The following is a 25,598-nucleotide window of genomic DNA, read 5'->3' as shown; positions in this document are numbered from 1 at the left end:
GATGACCGATGTTAGATGACCGATGACCGATGTTACGTGACTGTCTGAAGGCAGGGTAGATTCGCAATTTATAACATCAATCCGTTTAATTGAGTTGATTAATACTGGTATTGAGTAAAAATATGATTTTTAAAACCAAAAGTCTGCATCAGTTATCTTTTGTACCATAAATTTGGAAAAACTGATTTTCTGCATCCACGGTACCGATTAATATAATTTCAGCACCTTCCGGCAGGATCATACTAGGCTCTGGATTGATATGCATTTCTTCATCATGTTTTATTCCGATGATGGTGCAGCCTGTTTCCTTTCTAATGGAGGATTCTTTGATTGTTTTTCCGGAGAGCCGCGATGGAACTTTGACCTTGATCAGATCAAGGCCCTCAGCAACCATCAATATATCACTTCTTTGGAGTAGGTTCAAAATAGTATTGGCCCCCAAAGAGGCATATGACATCACAAAATCAGCTCCTGCCCTGTGCATGGTGCCCAGATTTCTTTCCAAAGTGGACCTCGTGATGATCTGCATATCAGGGCGTAATTGCCTGCAATAGATGGTCAAGTACACATTCACATCATCATCATGGGTAGTAATGATCACAGAAGGTGATTCCATAATGCCTGCCTGATTGAGTACTTCCAAATCTGCAGCATCTCCTACGATGGTATTTTTGACTCCCTGTACCCTAACGGCCTCTTTTTCAACAATCTTATATTGAAGGTTTCTGGAAGCAAATGCCCTTCCAGTGGCCCTGCCTACCCTTCCTCCCCCCAAAATCAACACAGGCGAAGTGAACACACCCTTTACCCCAAAATTTTTGTTGTACAATTCTATTTGTTTTTCGGAACCTGCCAAAACCAAAACTGTACTTGAGGATATTTTAGTTTCAGGTCTTGCATCTTCAAATTTCCCCCTCTCCCAAATTCCCACCACGCTTACACCTACTTTCTGTCTGAGGGATGTTTCTTTGAGTGTCATTCCGACCATTGATGATCCTGTAACCAAAGCTTCAGCAATCTGCAAATCCCCAAATCGCCCAATCACATGAGCACAAGCATCTCCTGCATTGGCCCTTCTTGATAGAATTACGCCCATGATTTCTCCCAATTGAAGCACACTATTGCTGCCAGCAAGTTTCAAAATATCAACTGCGGCCTCAGTATTTGCTGTAGAAATAATGGTAACATCTTTACTGATACCTCTTACGGTAAATGCAACATTGGTATTTAAAACGTCTGATTCGGTAGTGGCAACTAAAGCTGCATTTTCAACCCTGGCATTCTTATAGGTCTGTGGGTCCACCAAGTCCCCCAACATCACTTTTACTCCCAGTTCACCAAGCCGCAACCCTTCAGTGAGATCCGCCACCAATACTACATAATCATATTTAAATCTGTTTAATTTTTTGATAAGTGCTTCTGTAATTGGGCCGTACTTGGTCAAAATGACGTGCCCCTTTGTATCTATGGGCAATTCTCTGGGTACCCGGGCCTGCTCCTGGGCCTTCATCCAAGGCGAGTAAAAGAAATTGATGAAAGTAAAAGGAAACAAAACCAACAAGAACAACATCCCTGAAAGTAAAACCAAAATAGAAAATGATCGGCCCAAATCAGTATGAAATGTGATATCCCCAAATCCCAAGGTGGACATCACGGTAAGGGTCCAATAAAATCCAGTCATCCAGGAAAAGGACTGCCCTTCCCTTAACATCAAAATATGAAAGATTACTGAAAATACTGTGATCATTGCCAGCAGGATCAACAAAAAATTAAATAAAAGCCTGAGATTTCTCCGGTCAGGTTTGTTCTGCAAAAAAAATGTCATTTGGGATGTAAGAAATTTCATGATTTATAAGTATCGATTTTGGGCCTAAATGTAATTTCCATAAGAATATACTTAATTCTGCCACTTACCAAATTGTCCTTCAATTACTATTCCATCTGATATTGATATGACTTGTCCTGGTATTTTCGGGATTGTAAATGGATTAATATTGGTTCAGAAATTAGCGTTAAAACTAAGTTTTAACGCATACAATCAAAATTACTGTTATCCATAAAGTTTCAATAAAACTTTCAAATAATCAAAGAAATAAGCCAGAAGGGTTTTCTCATTTCAAATAAATTGTTTGACCCTTACTTGCAGATTGCCTTGCGGCGTCTAGAATTTCGGCAACTATCATGTTGTTTCCCAATGAATATAGACCATGTTCCTCAATGTGGATTTTCCCACGGATCACATCTACAAAATATGAGAATGGATCAACATAGACTCCCAATTCTTCAGGAGTTACCTCTATTTGCTCCTCTTGATTTGAACCCCAACTTCTTGTTCTCATATTTGCCCTGTTTTCACTGATTACATATCCCGAAACCCCATATACTTCCATATCCTTCCTGTCAAAAGGCCAGTTCCAAGAGGCCTGTATGATAGCCTGGGCATCCCCATAATCCAAGAAAATGGTAGCCTCATCATCCACTTTAGGGTAGACTTCGGGCTTGAAAGTATTGGTAATTGCCGTGACAGAATTAGGCTTTCTGCCCTGCATCAAATAGGTCATAATATTGGCCCCGTAGCAGCCAAAATCAATCAGGGCACCGCCACCGTTCTGAACAGGGTCAGCCAGCCAATCCAAAAACTCCTTTCCAACTCCTATTTCTTTTGGACCTCTATGACCATGATGAAAAATCGCTTTCCGGATTTTCCCAAACCTAGCTTCATCTTGTAATAATTGATAGGTTTTTTCTGTACTCGCATACCAGGATGTCTCGAAATTGGTCAAGAGATGAATGCCATGTTGGTCAGCCAAGGCTTTCATTTTTACAGCATGGTCGTAGTAAGCAGAGAGTGGTTTTTCTACCATCACGTGGATTCCACGGGGTGCAGCTTTTTCAACCACCATCAAATGGTCATATATAGAACCAAATGCTAATACTGCCTCTGGTTTCACTTTATCCAACATCAAATCAGGATCACTGAAAAACAAGTTTTTATCTAAACCATATTTCTGGGCGATTGCTGCTGCCAGTTTTTGATCCGGTTCATAGATACCTACCAAGTCCACATCAGATTTTCCATTCCTGTTGAATATCCAAGGCGAGTGACCATGCGACAAACCCATCATGGCCATGCGGACCGGGGCATGGTGAGTTGGTTGGGCAAAAACTGCTTGATGTTGAAAATTGAGCAACAAAAAGACCAAAAGGATAAGGGGGTTTTTCATGGTGTGGGATTTTGGGTTGTTGTTTTAAAAGATTATTTATTTTTGTTTAAGAAATCTTTGAGCGACTTACTTTTGGTGGTTAGGCGGTATTTTTGGGTTTGGCTTTTTGGAGAGTCGGGTTGTGTCATTTCTATCAAATTCATCCTCTTACTTTTCCTGACAAACTTCCAATCCATCGCACAGGAAGACAAATTAAAGGTGCTTTTGATAACAGGAGGACATGACTTTGACAGGGAAGTGTTTTTTGCCATGTTGGATAGTTTTCAAAATATGGAATTTACTTCACTATTTTGAAACCAAAACAGGGTATTTTTCCAAATACTCAATCGGCGGCGTATGCCATTCCGAAAGTCTACTCACCTTGGTCTGCATACAATGGTAGATGAAATCATAAAGCAACTGACTGACTTCAGATGGCAGGTTTAATCTTTGTGGCTGGGAAGAGGCAAGATTACCCCAAGATTCCGCCTGTTCTTCCTTGGCGATTTCCAGCGTTGCATATTGAATCGGTAATCGGGCTGATTTAACCCTGCTTAAAATCTCGGGTTCTATTTTTACAGCTTTCTCAGCTTTATCGAATATATCATTGTAAGCCTGAATCAGTTCAGAGGTCAAAAAACTGTCTTTCTCCTTTACAGGGCTTCCGAAAATGGACATTTTCCTACCTGTAAATCCCTGATTATTGTCATGCACCAATTCGATATATTGTCTTACATAAGGTGCTGCCTTTCCATAAAAAGCATTCAGAAAACCATTCATTTCCTCCTCAATATTTACATCTGGATTCCAAAGTAATTTGGCCAAAAGATATGCCCTCAGTTCGGCAAACTCACCGCCACTCTGAATATTTCCCTGTTCAAAAACAGCACTGACCCGATTTTTCCTTAAAAACTGTACATTGGGCTGAAGGGTCCTGAGGTTGGGAAAGGGAGAAACCAAATGGGAAAACTGAATGGTATAATCCCAAACTAGGATATTATCAGTAATCTTCCCCCAACCTTCAAGGTCATTGCTAAATGCCACATCACCTGTTTCCATTGGTTCATTCCTGGTACTTTCAATGCTGCAAAGCATAATATTTACATTTTCCCTGGGAACGATATCTTTTGGGGGCACTCGGGTATATTGGTATGCAAGGGTAGAAATAACTTTATCCGGGAAGCGTTCGGCAACTTGATTGATAAAGGTCATCATGGAGCCCATTCCCAAAGTCGGATACTCACTTCCATGTGTGGCGTACATTTTTTCTTCCGGTGCAAAAGCAGCATACTTGGCATCTAGCGCAGCACAATGTTCGCATTTGCAATAGTTTACATTGTCATTTTGGCTGACAGACCAATATCTTGCCAGTGGTTTTTTGTCCATGGCAACTTTCAGGTTTTTACTGACTATTTCCAACACTTCTGGGTTGGAAAGACAGAGTTGGGACTCGGGCTGCACACTCTTGCCGTCCCAAGAGGGAATAAGGGCAGCATGACGCTTCCCATCATAATAGCTGAAATATTCCGGATTGGACTCCCCATATTCCTTGGGGTCCAAAAAAGTGTGAAATGTATGCACCCAATATCCCCATTCAGAAGGGGCTGTACCCCTTTCTCCGTGGGAATGCAACCTGTGCCAATCCATATAGGCCGGATCGTACACATCATTATAGAACACTTCTCTAAATGAAAACACAGGTACCTGCACCTCATTGATCGAACCGATTTTAATTGTTTTTTGTCTGGGGACTACCTCCACATTTGATGAATATTTCTTACAACCTAAATAATCCTCTAAAAAAGTATGAACGCCATAAATAACTCCTTTTTTGGGTCCTCCCGTAATGATCAGTTTCTTTCCTGTGTTTTGAATAAATAGCCCTTCCTCCCCTAACTCAGCGTAAGGTAGATTTGCGGTTTCAGGACGATTGACACGCCCTATCAAAATTTCATGTGAACTGGGCTGTGCATCATCATGTGCAATGGGGATGGAAAATTCCGAAATCCTGTGTATGTAGTCTTGCAATACTTTTGCTGCATGTATCTCCTGGATCTCAGGAACTTTGGGGATGATGATAGTAAAGTCAGATTTTCCATTTTTGACCAAAGTAAGGTCTTGAGCAACCGATAAAGTAAAGCTGGTGAATAGCAGTAATAGAGAAGTGAGGATCCTCATAGTTTTGGGTATTTTAGGCTAGGTTTAACTCTTTTTGAATAAAAATTAAAGTACCCACAATTATAAGATAAGGCAAGCAGTAATATTGGAAAAGGTAAAAAACTGATTTGGAAGAGAATTTTGATCGGATTTCAGAATCTCCTTGGTTTTTAAGGTATTATATATAAAATCCTCGAAAAATTTCATGTAAACTCCATTCTTCAAAAAAACCTACCTTTGCAACATGTCAGAAAACATCAATCAGAAATACGCCGGGTTTTTAGATCTTTTAGGAATCGAATCCTTTAATGAAATGCAGTTGGATTTTATACAGCAGGCAAAAGCAACCGATAATCTGATGTTATTGGCACCCACAGGTTCAGGGAAAACTTTAGCTTATCTTCTTCCTATGATTGATGGTTTGGATGAAAACCTCAGACAGGTACAGGCATTGATTGTGGTACCCTCAAGAGAATTGGCCATTCAGATAGCGCAGGTTTTCAAGTCGCTGAAAACCAACTTCAGGGTCAGCACTTGCTATGGTGGGCATTCTGTAAAAATTGAACAGAACTCCTTGGCGGAAGGTCCTGCAGTGGTAATCGGTACTCCCGGAAGGCTATCCGACCATGTCCAAAGGGAATCCATTAATATGGAATATATCCGTATGGTCGTATTGGATGAATTTGACAAATCCCTACAAATGGGCTTCCATGAACAGCTGAGAGGAATATTCAGGGCATTAACCGGAACAGAAAGGCATTTGCTGACTTCTGCCACCAAATTGGACAGGATGCCGGATTTTATCCCCTTTAGCAGACCACAACAGGTCAATTACCTCAAAGATGAGGCTGATTCCAAACTGGAACTCAAACTTATCCATACCTCGAGCAAGTTGAAAGTTGAGACCTTGATGCGCCTTGTTGCAGGATTTCAGCATGAGGCTTGCCTTGTTTTCTGCAATCACCGAGATGCTGTGGACAGGATCAGTATTTTGCTGACAGCTTATAATTTTGAACATGGGGTATTGCACGGCGGGATGGAACAGATCGACCGTGAAAAAAACCTGATCAAATTCAGAAGTGGCGTATACAACCTTTTAATCGCCACAGACCTTGCTTCAAGGGGCTTGGACATTCCGGAAATCAAACATGTGGTCCATTATCAATTGCCTCCACGGATAGATGCTTTTACCCACCGTAACGGGCGAACTGCAAGAATGCATGCAGAAGGTCAGGGTTACCTGATATTGGCCAATGACGAAGAACTTCCTGATTATATTGATAAATTGGTTGAGGAAATCGAAGTTTCTGAAACATTACCTCAACCCTCTCCTACAGACCTTGCCTGCCTGTATATCAGTGCGGGCAAAAAAGACAAAATCAGCAAAGGAGATATCGTTGGACTCCTGACCAAAAAGGGTGGACTTGACGGTTCAGATATCGGATTGATAACCATTTTGGATTTTGCTTCCTATGTGGCGGTCAAACGTGACCTCGCCAAAAAAACCATCTCCAAGATCAATAATGAGAAGTTAAAGAAAGTGAAGGTAAGGGTGGCGGAGGCGAATTGATTAAGGGTTGCTAAATTCATTCCATGACTTTGAGTCATGGCATGAATCTCATACTTAAGCCAAAAACCTTCGAGGTTAGAAAAAACCTTAAAGTTTTGGAAGTCTAACGTCTCACATCTCACGACTCACGTCTTTTTATAAAGTTTACTATTTATATACTTTTTAATTTAACAGAACCCTAACAATTAATAAATATATCTACAGTTTTTTCGATCAATATTAAGTTAAAAAACGCTATTTAAAGTTTATTTAAGTCTATTTTTTACTTCTTAACAAAAAATTAATTCACTTTTCCTTAACCTTTTCTTAACCCCATCTGGCGTCCAAAAGTTTAGCTTTGTTAAAACTTTTAAACATAAAGCCATTACACATTTCTACAAACTAATGAAAACCTCAACAACACAAAAAGTAGGATGGTTGCTCACCTTATTGCTAGGTTTGACACTATCTGCCTTCGCCCAAGAAAGAAAGGTAGAAGGAAAAGTATCTGATCCCAGCGGTCAACCGCTACCAGGAACAAGCGTTCTGATCAAAGGTACCACAAAGGGTACCGTGGCAGATTTAGACGGTGTATTTAACATTGTAGCCAATGCTTCCGACACACTTTCTTTCTCCTTTATTGGATTTGAAAAATTGGATAGAGTGGTCGGCAATGCAAACCTTATGAATGTTACACTGCAAGAAGGTTTTGAGATGAGTGAAGTGGTCATCACTGCACTCGGAATGGAAAGAGATGCCAAAGCCCTTGGATATTCGGTTCAAACAGTAGATGGAGATAGATTTTCCGAAGCTCGGGAAACAAACGTTTTGAATTCCTTAAGCGGTCGGGTTGCAGGTGTACAGATCACCAACGGGTCAAGTACTTTGGGTGGATCTACGCGGGTTACCATACGCGGGGAGTCCTCATTGAATATCAATGCCAACCAACCCTTATTTGTAGTGGATGGGATTCCTATAAGCAATAATATAGTGGGATCTTCAGGTAGAGGTGGGCAGGAAGTGGATTATGGAAATGCCGCAGGAGAGATCAATCCTGATGACATTGCGTCCATGACAGTGTTGAAAGGCCCGGCGGCGGCGGCACTATATGGTTCAAGAGCGGCTAACGGGGCTATTTTGATCACAACCAAATCTGGAAAAGGAAAAAAGGGGTTAGGAGTGACCATTAATTCCAACACCACTTTTGACAATCCTTTGGTGATGCCCAAATGGCAAGATCGATATGGACAGGGAAATAACGGTCAATTTGCATTTGTCAATGGTGCCGGAGCAGGTATTGCCGATGGAGTTGATGAAAGTTGGGGTCCTAACATGAATACCGGATTGTCTATTCCACAATTTGATTCACCAAGAAATGTTGCTGGTTTTAGAGGAGGTGATTTAAATGCGCCAGCAGGAAGTACCATCAATTCCACCCCTTGGGTTCCTCAGCCAAACAACATCAATGACTTTTTCAGAACCGGTGTGACATTGGCAAATAATGTTTCAATTGCAGGGGACACTGAAAAGGCAAACGTGCGGTTTTCTTGGACTAATTTGGATCAAAAAGGTATAGTACCCAATACAGACCTTAAACGAAATACATTGGCATTGAATTCAGGAATTCAAATCATCCCAAACAAACTGACCTTAAATACAACAATCAATTATCAGAATACCAATTCAGGTAATAGACCAAATATCAGTTACGGAACAGAGAACCTGATGTACTTATGGATTTGGTATGGTAGGCAGATCAATACAAGAAACTTGAGAGATTATTGGATGCCTGGATTAGAAGGGGTTCAGCAGTTCAATTACAACTACAACTACCATGACAATCCATATTTCACAGTATATGAAAATACCAACGGACAGCAAAAGAATAGGATTTTTGGAAATCTCGTATTGAATTATCAAATCACAGATAAACTTAGCCTCATGCTAAGGACAGGTGTAGACAATTACAATGAGATAAGAGACAGAAAAAGAGCATTCTCCACCCAAAGGTTCCCAAGAGGTAATTACCGAGAGGACAATGTGTCTTTCAATGAAAGGAACTCAGACTTTTTGCTGACTTACTCTGAAACTACCAGTGCTACTTGGACCTATAACATTGCTTTGGGTGGAAACCTGATGTCACAAGAAAACAGATTTCTTCAATTGGTTGCTCCTGAATTGTTGATTCCAAATATTTACAACTTTACCAATACCGCGGTCGCTTTACAGACAGAGCAATTTAATTCCCGCAAAAAAATTAATTCGCTTTACGGATTTGGCCAAATCGGGTATAAGAATATCCTGTTTTTGGATATCACGGGAAGAAATGACTGGTCTTCTACCCTTCCGGTAAATAACAACTCTTACTTCTATCCATCAGCAACGGTAAGTGGTATCATTTCAGACATGATAGAAATGCCCAGAAATGTGTCTTTGGTGAAAGTTAGGGCAGCTTATGCAGAAGTCGGAAATGATACTTCTCCTTTCAGCTTGACGAATGTTTTCAACAATCAGATCGCATGGGGATCGGATCAGGCTAAAACAGAGTCCTCTGTCCTATCCAATGCGGAATTGAGACCTGAAAGAACCGCATCTACGGAATTTGGACTTGATCTCAGATTTTTTCAAGGTAGGTTAGGATTGGATTTCACCTATTACAATAACATTACAAGAGATCAGATTATTCCAATCACTTTGGACATTGCCACAGGCTACAATAGCCGTATCATCAACGCCGGTAAAATCCAGAATCAGGGAATTGAAATTATAGCTATGGCCAATCCAATAAGAAAAAACAATGGCTTTAGATGGGATGTTATGGCCAACTTTACCAGAAACAGAGGTAAGGTAATAGAACTGACAGAAGGATTGGACACTTATACTTTGACAGAACGTAACGGCGCTTTTGTACAGGCTAGGATCGGTGAAAGAATGGGAAATATGTATGGAGTTGGATTTGCAAGGGTTGATGATCCAAATAGTCCTTACTTCGGAGAAATCATCCACAACAGTACAGGCACACCCCTTAGAGATTCTGAGTTGGTCCTTCAGGGAAATTATAATCCTGACTGGATGGTGGGTATACAAAACAGTTTTACCTATAAAAACTTCTCCTTCGGATTCCTCTTTGACGTCCGTTATGGGGGAATAGTAGTCTCAAGAACAAAAACCATCGGCAGCACTTCCGGTCAATTGGAAGAAACCCTGTTGGGAAGGGAAAATGGATATGACCTTACTATAGAAGGAAATGGAATTGTAAGCCCGGGGGTAATTGCAAATGGAGATGGAACCTTCAGACCAAATGACATCAAAATCACCTCTAGAAACTGGCACAATAGATATTATGAAAGAAACAATGTAGAAGCGGCCAAATATGACGCCTCTTTCATCAAACTTCGTGAGGTAATTTTCGGATACAATCTACCAAAGAAATGGTTCGGAAACCTACCCATTCAAGATGTGAGATTGTCTGTGGTAGGAAGAAACCTTGCTTTATGGACTGAAAATCCACACTTTGATCCTGAGACATTATCAATGTCTGGAGGAACACTTCAGCCAGGCGTTGAAAATATGGCCTTTCCTTCTACACGAAACTTTGGATTTAATCTAAATGCTAAGTTTTAATCCACCAATCATCTGAAAATTGAAAATCATGAAACTGAATATCAAAAAACTTTTCACTGCTATCCTTGTCCTTCAAATCGGCTGGATTGCATCTTGTACTGGAGATTTTGAAGAAATCAATTCCAATCCAAACTCTCCTGAAGTCGTTCCCTCCTCATTGTTGCTGCCTACCGTAATTAGAAGTACTGCGGGGCAGGTAGCAGGTCAGGCCTGGGGTATTGGAAATGTAGTGATGCAGTACACTGCAAAAATCCAATTTACCAACGAAGATCGTTACAACTGGGGACCATTTGGCAATCCCTATGGTACTTTCTTCAATTCCATGAGAGATTTGAACAATATCATCCTGATATCTGAGCCTCTCGGACAGAACAATTATGTAGGTATAGCAAAAGTATTAAGGGCTTTTCAATATGCCTTTATGACTGATGCTTATGGGGAGCTTCCTTACTCCGAAGCCACTTTGGCCAAAGAAAGTGTCAACTACCCTGTTTTTGACAGTCAAGAGGCAATCTATGAAGGAATCCTCAAGGAATTAAGAGAAGCCAATGAGCTTTTGGGAACTAGCAATGAAGCAATAAGAGGAGATATCCTTTTTGGAGGAGATATTACCAAATGGAGAAAATTCGCAAACTCTTTAAGGTTAAGGGCTTTGATGCGAATTTCATTGAGGAAAGACCCTTCTGTTGAAATGCAACAGATTCTATCCAACCCTGCGCAGTTTCCAATATTCACAGGAAACAATGATCATGCAATGCTACAGCATCTCCCTGATGTTCCTAACCAACATGACCTTTACACTACCCGGTCAGGGTCATTTGATGAATACAGGTTGAGCAAAAACATGGAGCTGACACTTAAAGACCTCAATGACCCTCGGTTATTTGCTTATGCCCAGCCAACCAATGAATCGGGGGCAGAAATTATCGGTGATACTGAAGATTACCAAGGTGTACCCAATGGACTTTCTGATGAAGAAGCACTGCAATATTCTCCTTCCGGAGATCCTGCAAGAGGTGGTTCAAATTATATTTCCAGAATTGGTTTTCTTTGGTCATGTGATCAGTGTACTGATTTAGCCAACCCTTTAGGTTATCAAACTATTCTGATGAATTATTCTGAGTTGCAGTTTATCTTAGCTGAGGCTAGGGAAAGAGGCTTCATCACCACAGGAAGTGCCGAGGAATATTACCTGAATGGTGTGAATGCTTCATTTGATTATTATGAAAGCCGATATAGATTGGTCAACCTGCCACAGATAGCCGATAGATTACAGGTTGGAAATGATTATTTTAACCAAACAAAAGTATCCTACACCGGAACACAGCTGGAAAAACTTGGAAAAATTGGTACTCAAAAATGGTTATCTCTGTTTTTCTCAGGATTAGAAAACTGGTATGATTGGAGAAGAACCGGATACCCTGAAATTGTACCCGGTCCTGCAGCATTTGAGCCCAATGTACCAAGAAGATTTATGTACCCTTCTTCTGTTCAGGCGCTGAATGAAGACAATTACCGGGCTGCCATCACTAGACAAGGTGAAGACCGCATTTCTACCAGGGTTTGGTGGGATGTAGTTAGATAAATAAGAATCTTAAAATTAAATCCCCTGCCTGTACCAAAACATATGGTATGGGCAGGTTTATTGCAATAACCTATGAAAAGCAATCGAAGAGAATTTTTAAAACAGGCAACTGTTTTTTCAGGAGGGATGGCACTTTGGGGAGGAATTCCTCAAGCCATTCAAAAAGCAATGGCCATAAGTCCTGAAGAAGGAAGTACTTTTTATGATGCCGAACATGTAGTTTTTTTGATGCAGGAAAACAGATCCTTCGACCATGCTTTGGGTTCACTTCAAGGTGTCCGTGGATTCAATGACCCTAGGGCCATCAGACTTCAGGACGGATTACTGGTTTGGCTGCAAAAAGATAAAGAAGGAAATACTTTCAAACCATTTCATTTGGATATCCAAAACACCAAAGCGACTTGGATGAAGGACATCCCTCATTCTTGGGAAAATCAGGTGGATGCCCGAAATGAGGGAAAATATGATGGATGGATAGAGGCCAAACGGCCCGGCACCAAAGAATTCAGCCATGTACCGCTGACCATGGGATATTATACCCGTGAGGACCTCCCGTTTTACTATGCTTTGGCTGATGCCTTCACGGTCTGCGATCAGCATTTTTGTTCTGCCCTGACCGGTACGACTACCAACCGTATGTATTTTTGGACCGGAAAAAGCAGGGATCCCAAAACAGGCCTTTCAGTTGTAAGAAATTCAGAAGCGACTTATAGCAACGAAGTTGACTGGAAAACCTATCCGGAAAGATTGGAAGAAAACGGTGTTTCTTGGAGGGTGTACCAAAATGAAATCAGTCTTTCCTCTGGATTAGAGGGGGAAGATGAAAGTCTTTTGGGAAATTTCACAGACAATAATCTGGAATGGTTCAAGCAATACCATGTCAGGTTTGCCAAAAGCCATTATCCGTTTTTGCAGGAGGCTGAAAAGCAATTGGTGCAGACCATAGCTGATTTGGAAGCAACCATGAAATCCAATCCTGTAGAAGGACAAGAAAAAGGGCTTGCTGAAAACAAAGCAAAACTGGCCTATGTCAAAGATGCCTTGATAAAATACCATCCGGATAATTTTGCCAAACTACCTGAAGCAGAAAAAAATCTTCATCAAAAGGCTTTTACCATCAATGATTCAGACCCTCATTTTCATGATACAGAATGGATGGAATATGAAAAGGATGGGGAAAAATTCAAAACCAAAGTTCCAAAAGGAGATATCTTACATGAATTCCGAAAGGATGTAAAGGATGGCAAATTGCCAACAGTAAGTTGGTTGGTCGCTCCTCAGAAATTTTCCGATCATCCATCTGCCCCTTGGTATGGGGCTTGGTACCTTTCTGAAGTAATGAATATCCTGACTGAAAATCCAGAAGTCTGGAAGAAAACCATTTTTATCCTCAACTACGATGAAAACGATGGGTATTTTGACCATATCCCTCCATTCGTCGCACCGCATCCTACCAATAATGATTCGGGCAAATATACTTCAGGCATCAGCACCAAAGATGAATTTGTCACCATGGAAGAGGAACTTTCAAAGCCTGGAATGGGACCGGAAAATGCCCGGCAAAGTCCGATTGGTCTAGGATATAGGGTTCCTTTGATCATTGCTTCTCCTTGGACAAGAGGAGGATGGGTCAACTCTGAGGTTTGTGATCTGACCTCTTCTCTGATGTTTTTGGAAAAATTCCTAAAACACAAAACAGGAAAAGACATAAAAGAAGAAAATATCAATTCTTGGAGAAGGACAGTTTGCGGTGACCTCACCTCTGCTTTCAGACCATATAATGGTGAGAAAATCGGTTTTCCAAAATCTGTTCAGCAAAAAGCGTTTATGTCCATGATACACCAAGCAAGTTTTAAAGACATGCCCAATAATTTTACGCCCTTAAAAACCGAAGAAATCAAAAGCCTCAAAGAAAAGGGGATAGCATCCCCCATTTTGCCAAAACAGGAAGCTGGAATCAGAAACTCCTCTACCCTTCCTTATGAACTTTACGTCGATGGGTCATTAGATCCTATTCAGCAAAATTTCCGAATAAATTTTCAAAATGGAAAGGAATTATTTGGAGACAAAACTGCAGGTGTGCCTTTTCAAGTTTACAGTCAGATCAAGTATTTGGAAAATGGTCAATGGAAATCTATGAAATCCTGGGATTTTGCTTTGGAGGCAGGTACTGAACTGGATTATGAATGGCCGCTGGAAAATTTTGAAAATGATTACTATCACTTGGAAGCTTATGGCCCGAATGGTTTTTTCAGAAGTTTCAGGGGGGAAAAGGGAGAGTTATTGTTGGAAGTTAACACCACCTACGACATTTCTAATCCAAAAAAACCGCTGCTTCTTATACACATGGAAAATAAGGACATTTCAAAAACTGTCAATTGCCTTCTTGAAGATCAGGCCTACGGAAAGGAAATGAAAGCATTCAGCATCAGGTCAATGGCAAAAAAAACCATCACCATTGAAACAGATAAAAGCTATGGATGGTATGATTTTTCTCTCAAGACTAAGAATGACAGTAATTTTGAAAGAAGGTTTGCCGGAAGAATTGAGACAGGATTGGCATCAAAAACAGACCCTCAAATGGGGGATCTAACAATTGACAGTGATACTTTTAATGTTTGAAAATCGGATTGTTGGAAGTGGATTTGGTAGAAAAGGTAAGTGATAGATTTGGGTTAAAGAACGTGATTGAGGACACATACATTGACGAAGGTGTGAACTGAAAGTTGTGAGTGAGGACACTCACATTGGCTAAGAATGAAGTTTTATTCATCAAAAAAACACGAAGAGAAATAAATATTCTACTAAAGTTTTTTGCCCCATTTAACTATCTCATGAAAAACACTTTTTTTCTTTTTGTCTTACTTATGCTGATTTCATGTAAACGGGAAGAGTTTACACCGACCTACTCCGGTTCTGCTTTCACCTATTTGGACTCCATAGGAAATCTTTCAGTATTTCAAATCATCCCAAAAGAGGAAAAATTGCTGTTGGAAGAGGGTTGGGAATTTTACGGCTGGGACACAATCCCCGGTAAAACCGCATCATTTCCTGAGATTACCCTTGGAGAAAAAATCCAACTTCCTCATAGAATCCCCTATCCTAACAGCAATATTTGGTATTCAAATACATTGGAATTGGCAGAAGGTTATCTATGGATCAATGCCGATGATGGTGCGCAACTTTGGGTCAACGGAGTTAGGGTCATGCAAAATTCTGAGTTGTTTTTCCCTTTTGAAGGATCAACCGAAACACCACTCCAAATCAAGATCCGGGTCATCAATGATGCAGCTTCAGGAGGATTGAAGCAAGTATTTTGGGTGAAACGGGAAGTATTGGAAAAACATTTGAATGAAAAGCAAAACAACTTTGAAATAGCGCTCCAAAAAGCCAAAGAAAACTTTTGGACAGAAGATATTCATCCAGAAAACTGGGAGGACTACCCGATTTGGTACAGTTCTCCTGTGCTCATTCCAATAAGCAAAGATAGTTTGATATTGAGATGGACGGGAGAAAAAAATGCTCATGCAAAATTACATTTCGGGCATGATCCAAATATGGTTTTGAATACAAAAGATGTAAAGGAAGAAAATGGAGTTTTTAGTGCCATTGTTTCTTCTAAGAAATGCCATTACTTCCATTTCAAAATGAATAAAACAATTTCACCTCTTTTTAAAGCCACGCTATCTGCCTCTACAAAATCAGTTTCTTTCACAGTATGGGCAGACAGTCAAGGGGACTGGGAAACTTTCTCTGAAATCACCAATCAGATGAAAATTAAAAACCCTCAATTTACGGTAGGAATTGGTGATTTGGTGGGAAATGGAGGAAACTCATGGCAATATGTCAAGTTGCTCAGGCAATTACATGAAGTACCTGTCCCACATTATCTTTTTCCGGGCAACCATGATTATGACAACAGTTATAATGATTGGATTCCAACCAATTTTAAAAAAAACCTGAAATACCAAAATCAGAAAAACTATCAATTTTGGCAGGAAGGTCCCTGCGCATTTATAGCTCTAGACCCTAATGAAAACTTTCCTGTGGGCGTCAATATACATTCAGAACAAAATGACTGGTTCCAGAAAACCATTAATTCCGAAGCTTGGAAAAATGCGTATTGGAAAATTGTATTTGTCCATCAACCACCTTTCAGTCAAGGTTGGAAGGGCTACAAGGGAGAGAAATGTATTTTGGATTTATTAAAGCCCTATTGGGAATCAGGACAGATTGATTTGGTAGTATCCGGTCATACCCATGATTATGAGCGATTGATTATCGAAAACAAAACCAACCAAACAGCTTTTGTCATTGTTGGAGGAGCGGGGGGAAAACTAGAGCCGGAAGATGAATTGGAAGCATTCCCTAAAATGGACAAGCTTATCAGGGTGCATCATTTTGGATGGATTGTAGCGGATCAGGAGCAATTGGAATTTGAGGCGGTTGATGTAGAGGGTAGGGTGATTGATAGGTTTTTACTCAATTGAAGGATGTGAGTGGAGGCACTCACAGGGGAAAGGAAATGTGAGTGGAGACACTCACATTGGCGGTTGGATAGGTCTGTCCTAAAAAATGTGAGAAATGTGACACTCACAATGGCGGGAAACACTTATATTAGCTGTTGGCGGTAGAGACTCACATTGGCGGATATGACTCTTATTGGGAAAGAATCATTTGATGGAAAGCTCCAGCCTGCTGTGAGCATTCAGGCAGGTATGAAACTGATTTTACTGATGCACACAGATAATTAAATCAGTGAAAAAATCAGCTTTACCTGCGTTCTTCAGGAAATCACCTTTAATGCCAGCTCTTTATACCTGTCCATATCAGGCAAGGGGACTTTCTCTTCTTTGGCCAACTCATCCCAAGTGCGCATTTTTAGGGAAAGTTCAAATAATCCATCTTTTTCAAATACTTCAGCCTCATCAGCAGTCATCACGCCGCCTTGGTATTCCAAAGTCTTTTTACTTGCTTCAGATAATTTTTGAAAGTATTCGGGATACTTGCAAGTCAAATATCTTTTGGCCTGTACATGATTCTCTACTAGTTTTGCAATTTTTTCAGGAAATCCCAATTTCCTTAGAAAATCCGCGCCCAACTTTTCATGGCTCATCACCCCATATCCTCCCATATTTTCAAGATCCTGATCCAATGCAAAGAGATGTCCGATATCATGGAAAAAAGCTGCTAATATCACTTCTTCATCAAAGCCCCATTTTTCGGCCAATTGAGCAGACTGACACATGTGCTCTATCTGTGAAACAGGCTCTCCTATATAATCAGTCTGTCCAAACTTTTCATAAAGGCCAAACACTTCATCAATCCTTTCCAGTTTCGATTTTCCCATTGCGTCAATATCCAATTGTTTATAAATACTAAATTAAATCAAGGCTATTGATTAAAGAAGCATTTTCTGTTAACAAATAATTAACTATATGATTATCTGGGATGATAATAGTTACCAAATTACGGTTGTTTCTCGTGATGCCTTGCTGCGGCAGGCAGGGAAGACTGAAGACCGATCTCGATAGCTTTCGGGATGAAGTTGGTATGAATCTATATTTAACCAGCATTTAGAATAGATTACTTTTTTTGGTTGTAGGAAAGAGTATAGCAGATTATATAAAAGTACTTTTTGCTGTGCAAAATCAAAAGGTCTTTTTACTTCCATAAAGACTATCTTCTTTAATTTTTAGACTTGTAAATCCCTGTAAAATTAACAGAAGGATAATCAATATATTTATTGTTGAAAATATACAAAAGTTTATTTTTGCTAAACATTAATGCCGCTCAAGAATAATTTTGATTTCAACCGATTCTTTTCACCCTCTTTATTGACAATTAAGGCCCATTCAGAAATATGGAAAAATCTATAAAACTGGCAGTCTTTGACATGGCAGGAACTACCATTAAGGACAACAGTAATGTTGCTGCTGCATTCCAGGAAGCATTTCTTCACCACGGTTTTGATAAAGTCACCTTGGAAGAGGCCCAAGAGAAAATGGGGTACCCAAAACCATTGGCTATACGGGACTTATTATCCCAAAATGTATCCAATCAAAATGAAATAACCGAGGAATTGATTTCGGCAGTACATGATGAATTTGTAAGCAATATGATTGAATACTACCGGAATACACCCGGTATTGCTGCCATGGACGATGCGGAGGAAGTTTTTACCGAACTCCAAAAAATGGGTATAAAAGTAGGATTGGATACCGGATTCAGCCGAGACATTACGGATGTGATTTTGGAAAGGGTCGGTTGGATAAATACTCCATTGATCGATATCACAGTTTGTAGTGATGAGGTCGAAAGAGGCAGACCATATGCTGATATGATTCAGGTCATAATGAAAAAATTTGGAATTACCGATCCAAAAGAAGTAATCAAAATCGGCGATACAGAAGTAGATGTCAACCAAGGTCACAATTCCGGTTGTCTTATGAGCATTGCCGTGACAACCGGAGCTTTTACAGAAAGTGAATTAAGAAAGCATCATCCTACACATGTGGTGCATTCATTAAGGGAGGTTTTGGGTTTGGTTGATGGAAGACGTAAGACATAAGACGTGAGATGTGAGGTTGGATAACCTTTGAGGTCTTTTTCCAGACCTCGAAGGTTTTTCACAACAAATAGCAAAAAGAGAAAATGATAGGCTATACCATAAAAGACCTTCGGGGTATTAAAAACCCCAAAGGTCGGCCCCTCCAACCTTTGAGGTCTTTTTTAGACCTCGAAGGTTTTGACTGAGGCGAAGAGATAAGAAACCTTACTGCTGGCAAAGTCGAGAATTATATAAAAAAATAAATAAAATACTTTTAATGCTCCAAATACCCTCCATCAGCAAGCGACTGGCCAAAAGCAGCAATTTCACGATGAGTTTGTTTGCGGCAAGTATGGCGTTTCTGACTTACAGCAGTATGTATGCATTTAGGAAGCCATTTGCTGCTGCAACTTTTGAAGGGGAAGTGCTATTTGGAATGGATTTGAAGGTTTGGTTGATTTTGGCACAGACTTTTGGATACATGGCGAGCAAGTTTTATGGCATTAAAATGATCTCGGAATTGCGCCCTGAAAAAAGAGCCATTCTGATTATATCCCTGATCGGAATATCCTGGTTTGGATTGCTTGGGTTTGCCATCCTGCCAGCACCTTTCAACATACTTTGTTTTTTGGTCAATGGATTTCCATTGGGTTTGATCTGGGGATTGGTTTTTCATTATCTCGAAGGAAGAAAGTTTACAGAAATGATGGGGAGTATCCTTGCTGTCAGTTTTGTGTTTTCTTCAGGTTTAGTCAAATCCATTGGCAAATACCTGATAGATGAATGGCAGGTCAGTGAATATTGGATGCCTTTTTGGACCGGAGGTCTTTTTGTCCCCATTCTATTGATCTCTGTAATTCTTTTGAACCAAACCCCTCCCCCTACTTCGCAGGACATTACTTTACGCTCGGCACGGACTCCCATGTCCAAAGCGGAGAGAAAAGCATTTTTCAACGTTTTCAAGCCTGGAATCATCATTTTGGTTTTGGTATATATAGTATTGACCGCTTTACGGGACTTGAGGGACAATTTTGCTGTGGAAATCTGGGAAGCCTTGGATATTGTGGTCAGTCCCGCACTTCTTACGCAGACTGAGATTCCGATCACACTATTCTTACTGTTTATGATGGCCTCCTTGGTTTTGGTCAAAAATAACGAACAGGCACTTTTTATTAATCATTGGATCATTATAGGAGGACTTGGTTTGGCGGTTGGTTCGACGGTTTTACTCAAGATGGGGATCATTTCTCCATTTAATTGGGTAGTCGGAACCGGAACGGGGATTTATATGGGCTATATTCCTTTTAACTGCCTCCTTTTTGAAAGGTTGATTGCTGCTTTTCGATCTGCGGGAAATGTGGGATTCCTAATGTATCTGGCTGACAGTTTTGGATATTTGGGTTCGGTAGGGATTGTGACCATCAAGCAATTTGGCATCTTGGAAAATATGAGTTGGTATAATTTCTACTCGCAGGTCATCCTCATATTTTTGAGCCTGAGTGTATTGTTAATCCTTTTTACGCTTTTTTATTTCAAAAGAAAATTGAAAAAGCCATCTAATGACCTTCAAGAAAAAGTGATCCTTAAGACAAGCTATTAAACCTATTTCAAAAATGAACCAATCAGCAATAGTAATCGGTGCAGGAATCGTTGGGCTTGCCATCACGCGAGCCCTTTCCAATAAAGGATGGAAGGTGAAAGTCATAGAAAGAAATCCAAGACCTGTGGGGGCATCTATCCGTAATTTTGGGATGGTATGGCCTGTTGGTCAGGCACAGGGAGAGACATTTGACCGGGCGATGAGGTCAAGAGAGATTTGGTTGGAGATGAGCAAAAAAGCGAGATTTGGCGCAGAACAAACCGGTTCCCTCCATTTGGCTTATACAGAACTGGAAAATGAAGTGGTCGGTGAATATGTGTATGCTATGCAAGGATTCAAATCTGCTCATCACCTTAGCCCTTCACAAACAAAGGAAAAAAGCCCTGCTGCCATTACCCTTGGTTTGAAAGGGGCGCTTTGGACGGAAGAAGAAATGATCGTGAATCCAAGGGAAGCCATCTGGAAAACTGCCGATTATTTGGAATCCTTGGAAAATGTCACTTTTGAATGGAACAAAGCTATTTCACAAATCGACGGAAACAAAGTGTTTTCTGGTAAAGAAAGTTGGGAAGCTGATCTGATTTTTGTCTGTAGCGGAGCGGATTTCGAAACCTTGTATCCTGAAGTTTATTCCAACACCCCAATCACCAAATGTAAACTACAGATGATGCGGTTGGTCAAGCAGCCCGAAAATTGGCGTATCGGCCCTCCACTTTGTGCAGGTTTGAGTTTTATCCACTATAAAGGTTTTCATGTTGCTCCCTCATTGTCGAAATTGAAAGCTGTGTACGAAGATCAATATCCTGAAATGTTGGATTTGGGCATTCATATCATGGTATCCCAAAATGGTTCGGGCCAATTGACCATTGGTGACAGCCATGAATATGGTCTGCATTTGGATCCATTTGACCGACAGGATATCAATGATAAAATTCTTGGATTTTTGAAAACTTTTGCTTCCTTTAAGGACTGGACAACGGAATCATCCTGGCACGGAATTTATCCTAAAATGACCAATGGTGCCACAGAATTCATCCATCAGATCAATCCCCAAACTTGGATCGTCAATGGCCTAGGAGGTGCAGGGATGACCCTTTCTTTTGGATTGGGGGAAGAAGTGACAGAAAGAATTCTTTAAAACTTTAGACATAAAAAGATTTACGCTTATTTTTCAAAATGGAAAATGAAATATTGGTTCAGATCAGCCAAAAAATCAAAAGTATCAGAAAAGATAAAAACCTGACCATTCAGGAAATCGCAGACCGTGCAGGTGTTACAAAAGGATTGATTTCCCAAATAGAAAACTCAAGGACCATTCCTTCTCTTCTGGTATTGATGCAGATCATTAAAGGCTTGGAGGTGGATTTGAATTATTTTTTCAATGACCTGAGTCTTGATGGAAGGGAAGCTCCGATATTGGTATTAAGGAAAGAAGAGTACCGCAAATTTGAGAAAGAACCGGCCTCAGGCTATCAGTACGAACGAATTTTTACCCGAAAAATCAAAACAGGGGCAGTGGACTTTGTCCTGCTTGAAATTCAGCCCGGATCAGTGAGGGATTTTGTAACTACAGATGCATTTGAATTCAAATATATCCTTCAAGGCTCCGTCAAGTATATTTTCAGGGATTCTAGCATAGAACTGCATGAAGGGGATTCCATGCTTTTTGATGGCAGGCTGGAACATAATCCGGTAAATGAGGGTAATGTGCCCGTAAAAATGCTGGTGGTTTATTTTTTTGAGAATTTGGAGTAGAAATCAATCATCCCCCCAGTTAAATCATAAGTCCTTAATTCAAGCTTTTCCCCAACAACCTGAACTGTGCAATAATGGAATCCCCTAAAATTCTTGGCAGCAAACCAGGTTCTTGTGGGGGCATTGTCTTCTAAGTTCCCACCAGTACCACCTGCTTGGATATAGGTCACCCCATTTTCAACATCAACTTTATCTCCTTTGATCAGATGGGAGCGCATATAGGTGTGCAAGTGTCCATAAAAAACCATATCCACTTTATAGCTTTCCATCAATTGAACCAAGTCTTTCAGTTGGGTATCTCCTTGATTCCCGGGACCTGCCCAAGTATTTCCATAATCATCTTCATCAGAAGTATAAGGCGCATGGTGCAATACCACAAATTTCCATTTGGAACTGCTATTAGCCAATTCTTCCTTCAACCAATTGTATTGCTTACCACCTGATTGCAATTCTTTTTTCAGGTTGCTGTTGAGCATCCATAACGAGGCTTCTCCATAATCAAACCGATAGTAACCTTTCTCCCCTGTCTGAGGATGGTATTGGCTGTACCAAAAAAGGTCGGCATCTCCATTTCCGGGAACTGTGGCAATCGGAATTCGGGAGGTCAATGGACCAATACCCTGAAAATACTCCATCGTCCATTCAAACTTATGGTCTTTTTTACCTCCATCAGATAGGTCACCGAGATGGATAAGAAAATCAGGACGCTCATCCCAAAGCATCTCTCCTACCCTATGGTTGATATGGGGACGGCTTTCTGTGTCGCTGATAATTCCGAACAGAAAGGGCTCATTTTTAAGCTTTACTGTCTGAAAAGTCAGCACAGGTGTCATAGTCTTTTCTCCTTGATCTGATTCCATTTCCACTTGATAATAGTAAGTGGTACCGGCATCCAATCCGGTCAATACAATCGAATTTATAGCACTCTCACTGGAAATGGCTGCTTTCTTTTCAACCAATGGAAGTTTTTCTCCAAAATGAACAGTGGATTTGGAGGGCTCGTCAGTTTCCCAAACTATTTGGGCAGCATTTTCCTGAATATGGCTTAAGTAAGGACCTGCCATCAAATGGAATTTATCCGGAAACAGTTTACCCGATTCGATCTGATTTTTGATTTTATCAAACCTTTCATTGATCATCCCTGAATCCATTGATCCCTGATAAAGGGCAGTCTGCTTCAAAAAATCATGCAATTGCATATAGGGTTCATTTGTCAAAAAGGACCTTAAATAAAAATTACCGGTATTTTTCAAAATATTGGCATCCAGTTCCATGGTTTTTTCTCCCTGAACAAACACAGTGGATTTAATGCCATCAAAACTGATGATAATATGTGTCCAGTACTTTTTCCAATACGCAGCAGGTTGGCTTTTTGAAATCCAATTTTCACCCTGTTTCCCTTTAAGTTGAATTTTGTTGTCGTAAAGTAGAAAAATCAACTGTGGAGAAGAACCATCAGTCCAAATGGCATCCATTCCGACCGGCTGATTGACATGGTCAAGAATCAAAAATTCAATAGCAAAAGGATTGGAGAAAAAATCCTCTGAAACTTCAAACGGCTTGTATACTCCGGAAATGGGCTGATTAATTCCAAAGGAAGAAATCATGGGAATTTGGTAGTCAACCCTTAAATCCTCCATCTTTTTGAAATCCCCCGATCTTGTAATTCCATTTCTTGGGAGATCTGTTTGGTTCCAAAACCAAAATTCCTCTACAGGTTTGGGAAGAGTATCACCAATCGAAGGAGAAGTGAAGACCTGTGTAATCAAAGTAAACAATAATAATACAAATGTCATCAGAAACAGATTTAATGTTTAGCAATACTAAAATAAAATCCAGATTTAATGATGAATAAAATGTTAAGTAAGTATCAAGAAAAAGTGCCAGCGAAGGGTTCAGATCAAAATGGATCTGAACCCCTCGCTGGCACTTTATGAATTCTAACTAACGTTAGTTAAAATTTAAAAATGATCTTTCTTAAGTTCAACTATTCCTGCTTTAGCTTTCGAAATGAACATTTTAAAAGTTGGGGAATGATCAATAACGGAAAATTGCAGCCATTCCGGTTTCGGTAGGTATATTTTCAGAAGGCATCACAATAACTTTACCTCCCATTTTAAGAACCAATTCGCCCATATCGTCCAAAAGATCATCAACTCTAGGATTATCGATATCTTTTTTCTGGGTATTTCCCGTCTCTAAGTTGGTTATCCTTGCTGCAATCACCTTGTCAGATTCCAATATTAGCGTATCAATCCTACCTTCAACTGCAGCAACGGCCAATTCTTTATAATCATCACCCCCTTTACCATCTGCTCTCGCCTGCTCAAATTTCTCAACCAAGATGTCCAATGTCTTTTGGTATTCAGGTTCCATGACCTCCCATGCCAATTCTTTCAATCTTTCTTCAGGAACTGATTTGGGGTTAACTTTAATACCTTCCGAGACTAGCAAAGGATTTTCACTTAACTTCTGAAAAAGGTTATGGTGTTCTGGAAGGGCCGCCAAAATCAAGGGCAATCCAGTGGGTTTAGAGTAATGCTCTTGAACCGCCTTTCCTATTTCTCTGAAAAAACGCTCTGCATCAACGTCCATTTCTTCTTTTTTACCACCATGACCATGACGCATAGAAGAACTTTCCCCGCTGGCACCTCCATAAGAGGCTACTGTGGTGTGTTTGTCTGTCAATTCATAACCAAGTGCTTCCTCTATGGTTTTTGGGACTTCCTCCATCAGATCGATTTCAGTAAGGTGATGTCTGTTACCTTCATATAAGGATATATCATGTAAACTTAAGCCTAAAACATGAAAACGATCCACGGATTGCAGGTACTTACGTAGGGGTTTGGTATGAAAACTATCTGCTACTATTGCGAGCGGTTCTACAACCACTTGTAACTTCACGATTTCCATGACGCTGGCAGAACTGAAAACTGCTAAACCTTCAAGCGTTAAGTTCCATATTTTGGGATCATCTATCAGTTCTTCCAATGGTGCCAGAAATTCATTGGTTTCATCATTCGAATATTTTTGAAGTAAAGAATTCTCGATTTCTTTCAGAAGATTCTTGTACATGATAGGGTCCTGTTGGTTGTCGGGATGGCTCCTATGCGTTGGCATGTAGAGGGATATGCAGGGTTCTTCACTTTTTGACAAAAGATGCTGAACTAATTTTTCGGTAAGTAATTTCATGGTATTTGGAGATTATTTTAGTAAAAGGCAATAGACAAAAAATGAAGTTGGTTTTAACAAACCTAATAAGATTGCTTACAATAACTGTTACAATAAAACACTGATTTATTGCACAATTCCTTAGCAGCTCAAATGAAGCCTAATTATTCCCTATCTGGAATGCCGGATAAATCATGAAAAATTTCACCTAAAAAGACATGAAAAAACCACCTCCAAAACGGAGATGGTTTTTATTTTGAATAACTGAATTCTGTCCGGAAATGATCCTAAACTAATCAAGATCTGGTCAAAAAAGATTTGTGCAAACTTCGGACATGCAACTTCCCTACCATAAAAGCATCCCGATTAAAAGAGTTAAGATAGGTAACCGGAGTCACTACACT

At 40.2% G+C, this 25,598-nt stretch carries 16 protein-coding genes; 9 read left to right on the top strand and 7 right to left on the bottom strand.

The genetic code is table 11. The features are described 5' to 3' along the window. Positions 1-148: 148 nt before the first annotated feature. From ACEW8U_RS12520 to ACEW8U_RS12505, 4 genes are all read right to left on the bottom strand, one after another. Positions 149-1,846, bottom strand: a complete 1,698-nt coding sequence (locus ACEW8U_RS12520) for a TrkA family potassium uptake protein (protein ID WP_373522387.1) — start codon at positions 1,844-1,846, stop codon at positions 149-151. Positions 1,847-2,111: 265 nt separating this feature from the next. After that, complete coding sequence (locus ACEW8U_RS12515) at positions 2,112-3,224, bottom strand: Gfo/Idh/MocA family protein (protein WP_373522386.1); 1,113 nt, start codon at positions 3,222-3,224, stop codon at positions 2,112-2,114. 32 nt (positions 3,225-3,256) lie between these two features. Next, on the bottom strand, positions 3,257-3,352 hold the full coding sequence (locus tag ACEW8U_RS12510; RefSeq protein WP_373522421.1) for a Fic family protein: 96 nt from the start codon (positions 3,350-3,352) through the stop codon (positions 3,257-3,259). Between the two features lie 157 nt (positions 3,353-3,509). After that, positions 3,510-5,381, bottom strand: coding sequence for a DUF4838 domain-containing protein (locus ACEW8U_RS12505; RefSeq protein ID WP_373522385.1), 1,872 nt, complete (start codon positions 5,379-5,381; stop codon positions 3,510-3,512). 223 nt (positions 5,382-5,604) lie between these two features. On the opposite strand from ACEW8U_RS12505, the gene ACEW8U_RS12500 reads away from it, so the two are divergent. The 5 genes from ACEW8U_RS12500 (at position 5,605) to ACEW8U_RS12480 (ending at position 16,608) form a co-directional block, all read left to right on the top strand. Then, a complete protein-coding gene (locus tag ACEW8U_RS12500) occupies positions 5,605-6,930 on the top strand; it encodes a DEAD/DEAH box helicase (RefSeq protein WP_373522384.1) in 1,326 nt (441 codons plus the stop codon). Positions 6,931-7,314: 384 nt separating this feature from the next. Continuing rightward, complete coding sequence (locus ACEW8U_RS12495) at positions 7,315-10,533, top strand: SusC/RagA family TonB-linked outer membrane protein (RefSeq protein WP_373522383.1); 3,219 nt, start codon at positions 7,315-7,317, stop codon at positions 10,531-10,533. 28 nt (positions 10,534-10,561) lie between these two features. Then, a complete protein-coding gene (locus ACEW8U_RS12490; RefSeq protein ID WP_373522382.1) occupies positions 10,562-12,118 on the top strand; it encodes a SusD/RagB family nutrient-binding outer membrane lipoprotein in 1,557 nt (518 codons plus the stop codon). Between the two features lie 72 nt (positions 12,119-12,190). Further along, a complete protein-coding gene (locus ACEW8U_RS12485) occupies positions 12,191-14,740 on the top strand; it encodes a phosphocholine-specific phospholipase C (protein WP_373522381.1) in 2,550 nt (849 codons plus the stop codon). A 212-nt stretch (positions 14,741-14,952) separates the two neighbouring features. Then, positions 14,953-16,608 carry a metallophosphoesterase gene (locus ACEW8U_RS12480; protein ID WP_373522380.1) on the top strand — a complete coding sequence of 552 codons (1,656 nt, stop codon included), beginning with the start codon at positions 14,953-14,955 and terminating at the stop codon, positions 16,606-16,608. Positions 16,609-16,904: 296 nt separating this feature from the next. On the opposite strand, the gene ACEW8U_RS12475 is transcribed toward ACEW8U_RS12480, so the two are convergent. Further along, positions 16,905-17,468 (bottom strand): phosphonate degradation HD-domain oxygenase, encoded by a 564-nt coding sequence (locus ACEW8U_RS12475; RefSeq protein ID WP_373522379.1) that lies wholly within the window; start codon positions 17,466-17,468, stop codon positions 16,905-16,907. A gap of 513 nt (positions 17,469-17,981) precedes the next feature. Between ACEW8U_RS12475 and ACEW8U_RS12470 the strand changes: the two genes are divergently transcribed. The 4 genes from ACEW8U_RS12470 (at position 17,982) to ACEW8U_RS12455 (ending at position 22,023) form a co-directional block, all read left to right on the top strand. Next, positions 17,982-18,689, top strand: coding sequence for an HAD hydrolase-like protein (locus tag ACEW8U_RS12470; protein WP_373522378.1), 708 nt, complete (start codon positions 17,982-17,984; stop codon positions 18,687-18,689). 256 nt (positions 18,690-18,945) lie between these two features. Next, the gene (locus ACEW8U_RS12465; protein ID WP_373522377.1) at positions 18,946-20,268 is read left to right on the top strand and encodes a DUF5690 family protein; all 1,323 of its coding nucleotides are present in this window, start codon (positions 18,946-18,948) and stop codon (positions 20,266-20,268) included. A gap of 13 nt (positions 20,269-20,281) precedes the next feature. Further along, the gene (locus tag ACEW8U_RS12460; protein WP_373522376.1) at positions 20,282-21,406 is read left to right on the top strand and encodes a TIGR03364 family FAD-dependent oxidoreductase; all 1,125 of its coding nucleotides are present in this window, start codon (positions 20,282-20,284) and stop codon (positions 21,404-21,406) included. A gap of 38 nt (positions 21,407-21,444) precedes the next feature. Beyond that, on the top strand, positions 21,445-22,023 hold the full coding sequence (locus tag ACEW8U_RS12455; RefSeq protein ID WP_373522375.1) for a helix-turn-helix domain-containing protein: 579 nt from the start codon (positions 21,445-21,447) through the stop codon (positions 22,021-22,023). On the opposite strand, the gene ACEW8U_RS12450 is transcribed toward ACEW8U_RS12455, so the two are convergent. Both ACEW8U_RS12450 and ACEW8U_RS12445 read right to left on the bottom strand, forming a co-directional pair. Further along, complete coding sequence (locus ACEW8U_RS12450; RefSeq protein WP_373522374.1) at positions 21,999-23,819, bottom strand: metallophosphoesterase; 1,821 nt, start codon at positions 23,817-23,819, stop codon at positions 21,999-22,001. The genes ACEW8U_RS12455 and ACEW8U_RS12450 overlap by 25 nt on opposite strands. 241 nt (positions 23,820-24,060) lie before the next feature. Next, complete coding sequence (locus ACEW8U_RS12445) at positions 24,061-25,215, bottom strand: hypothetical protein (protein ID WP_373522373.1); 1,155 nt, start codon at positions 25,213-25,215, stop codon at positions 24,061-24,063. Positions 25,216-25,598 lie beyond the last annotated feature (383 nt).

It is taken from the genome of Aquiflexum sp. (assembly GCF_041751335.1).
In the GTDB taxonomy this organism is placed as follows: Bacteria; Bacteroidota; Bacteroidia; order Cytophagales; family Cyclobacteriaceae; genus Aquiflexum.
The sequence above is the reverse complement of the archived record's forward strand: the minus strand, read 5'-3'. Positions and strand labels throughout refer to the sequence as shown.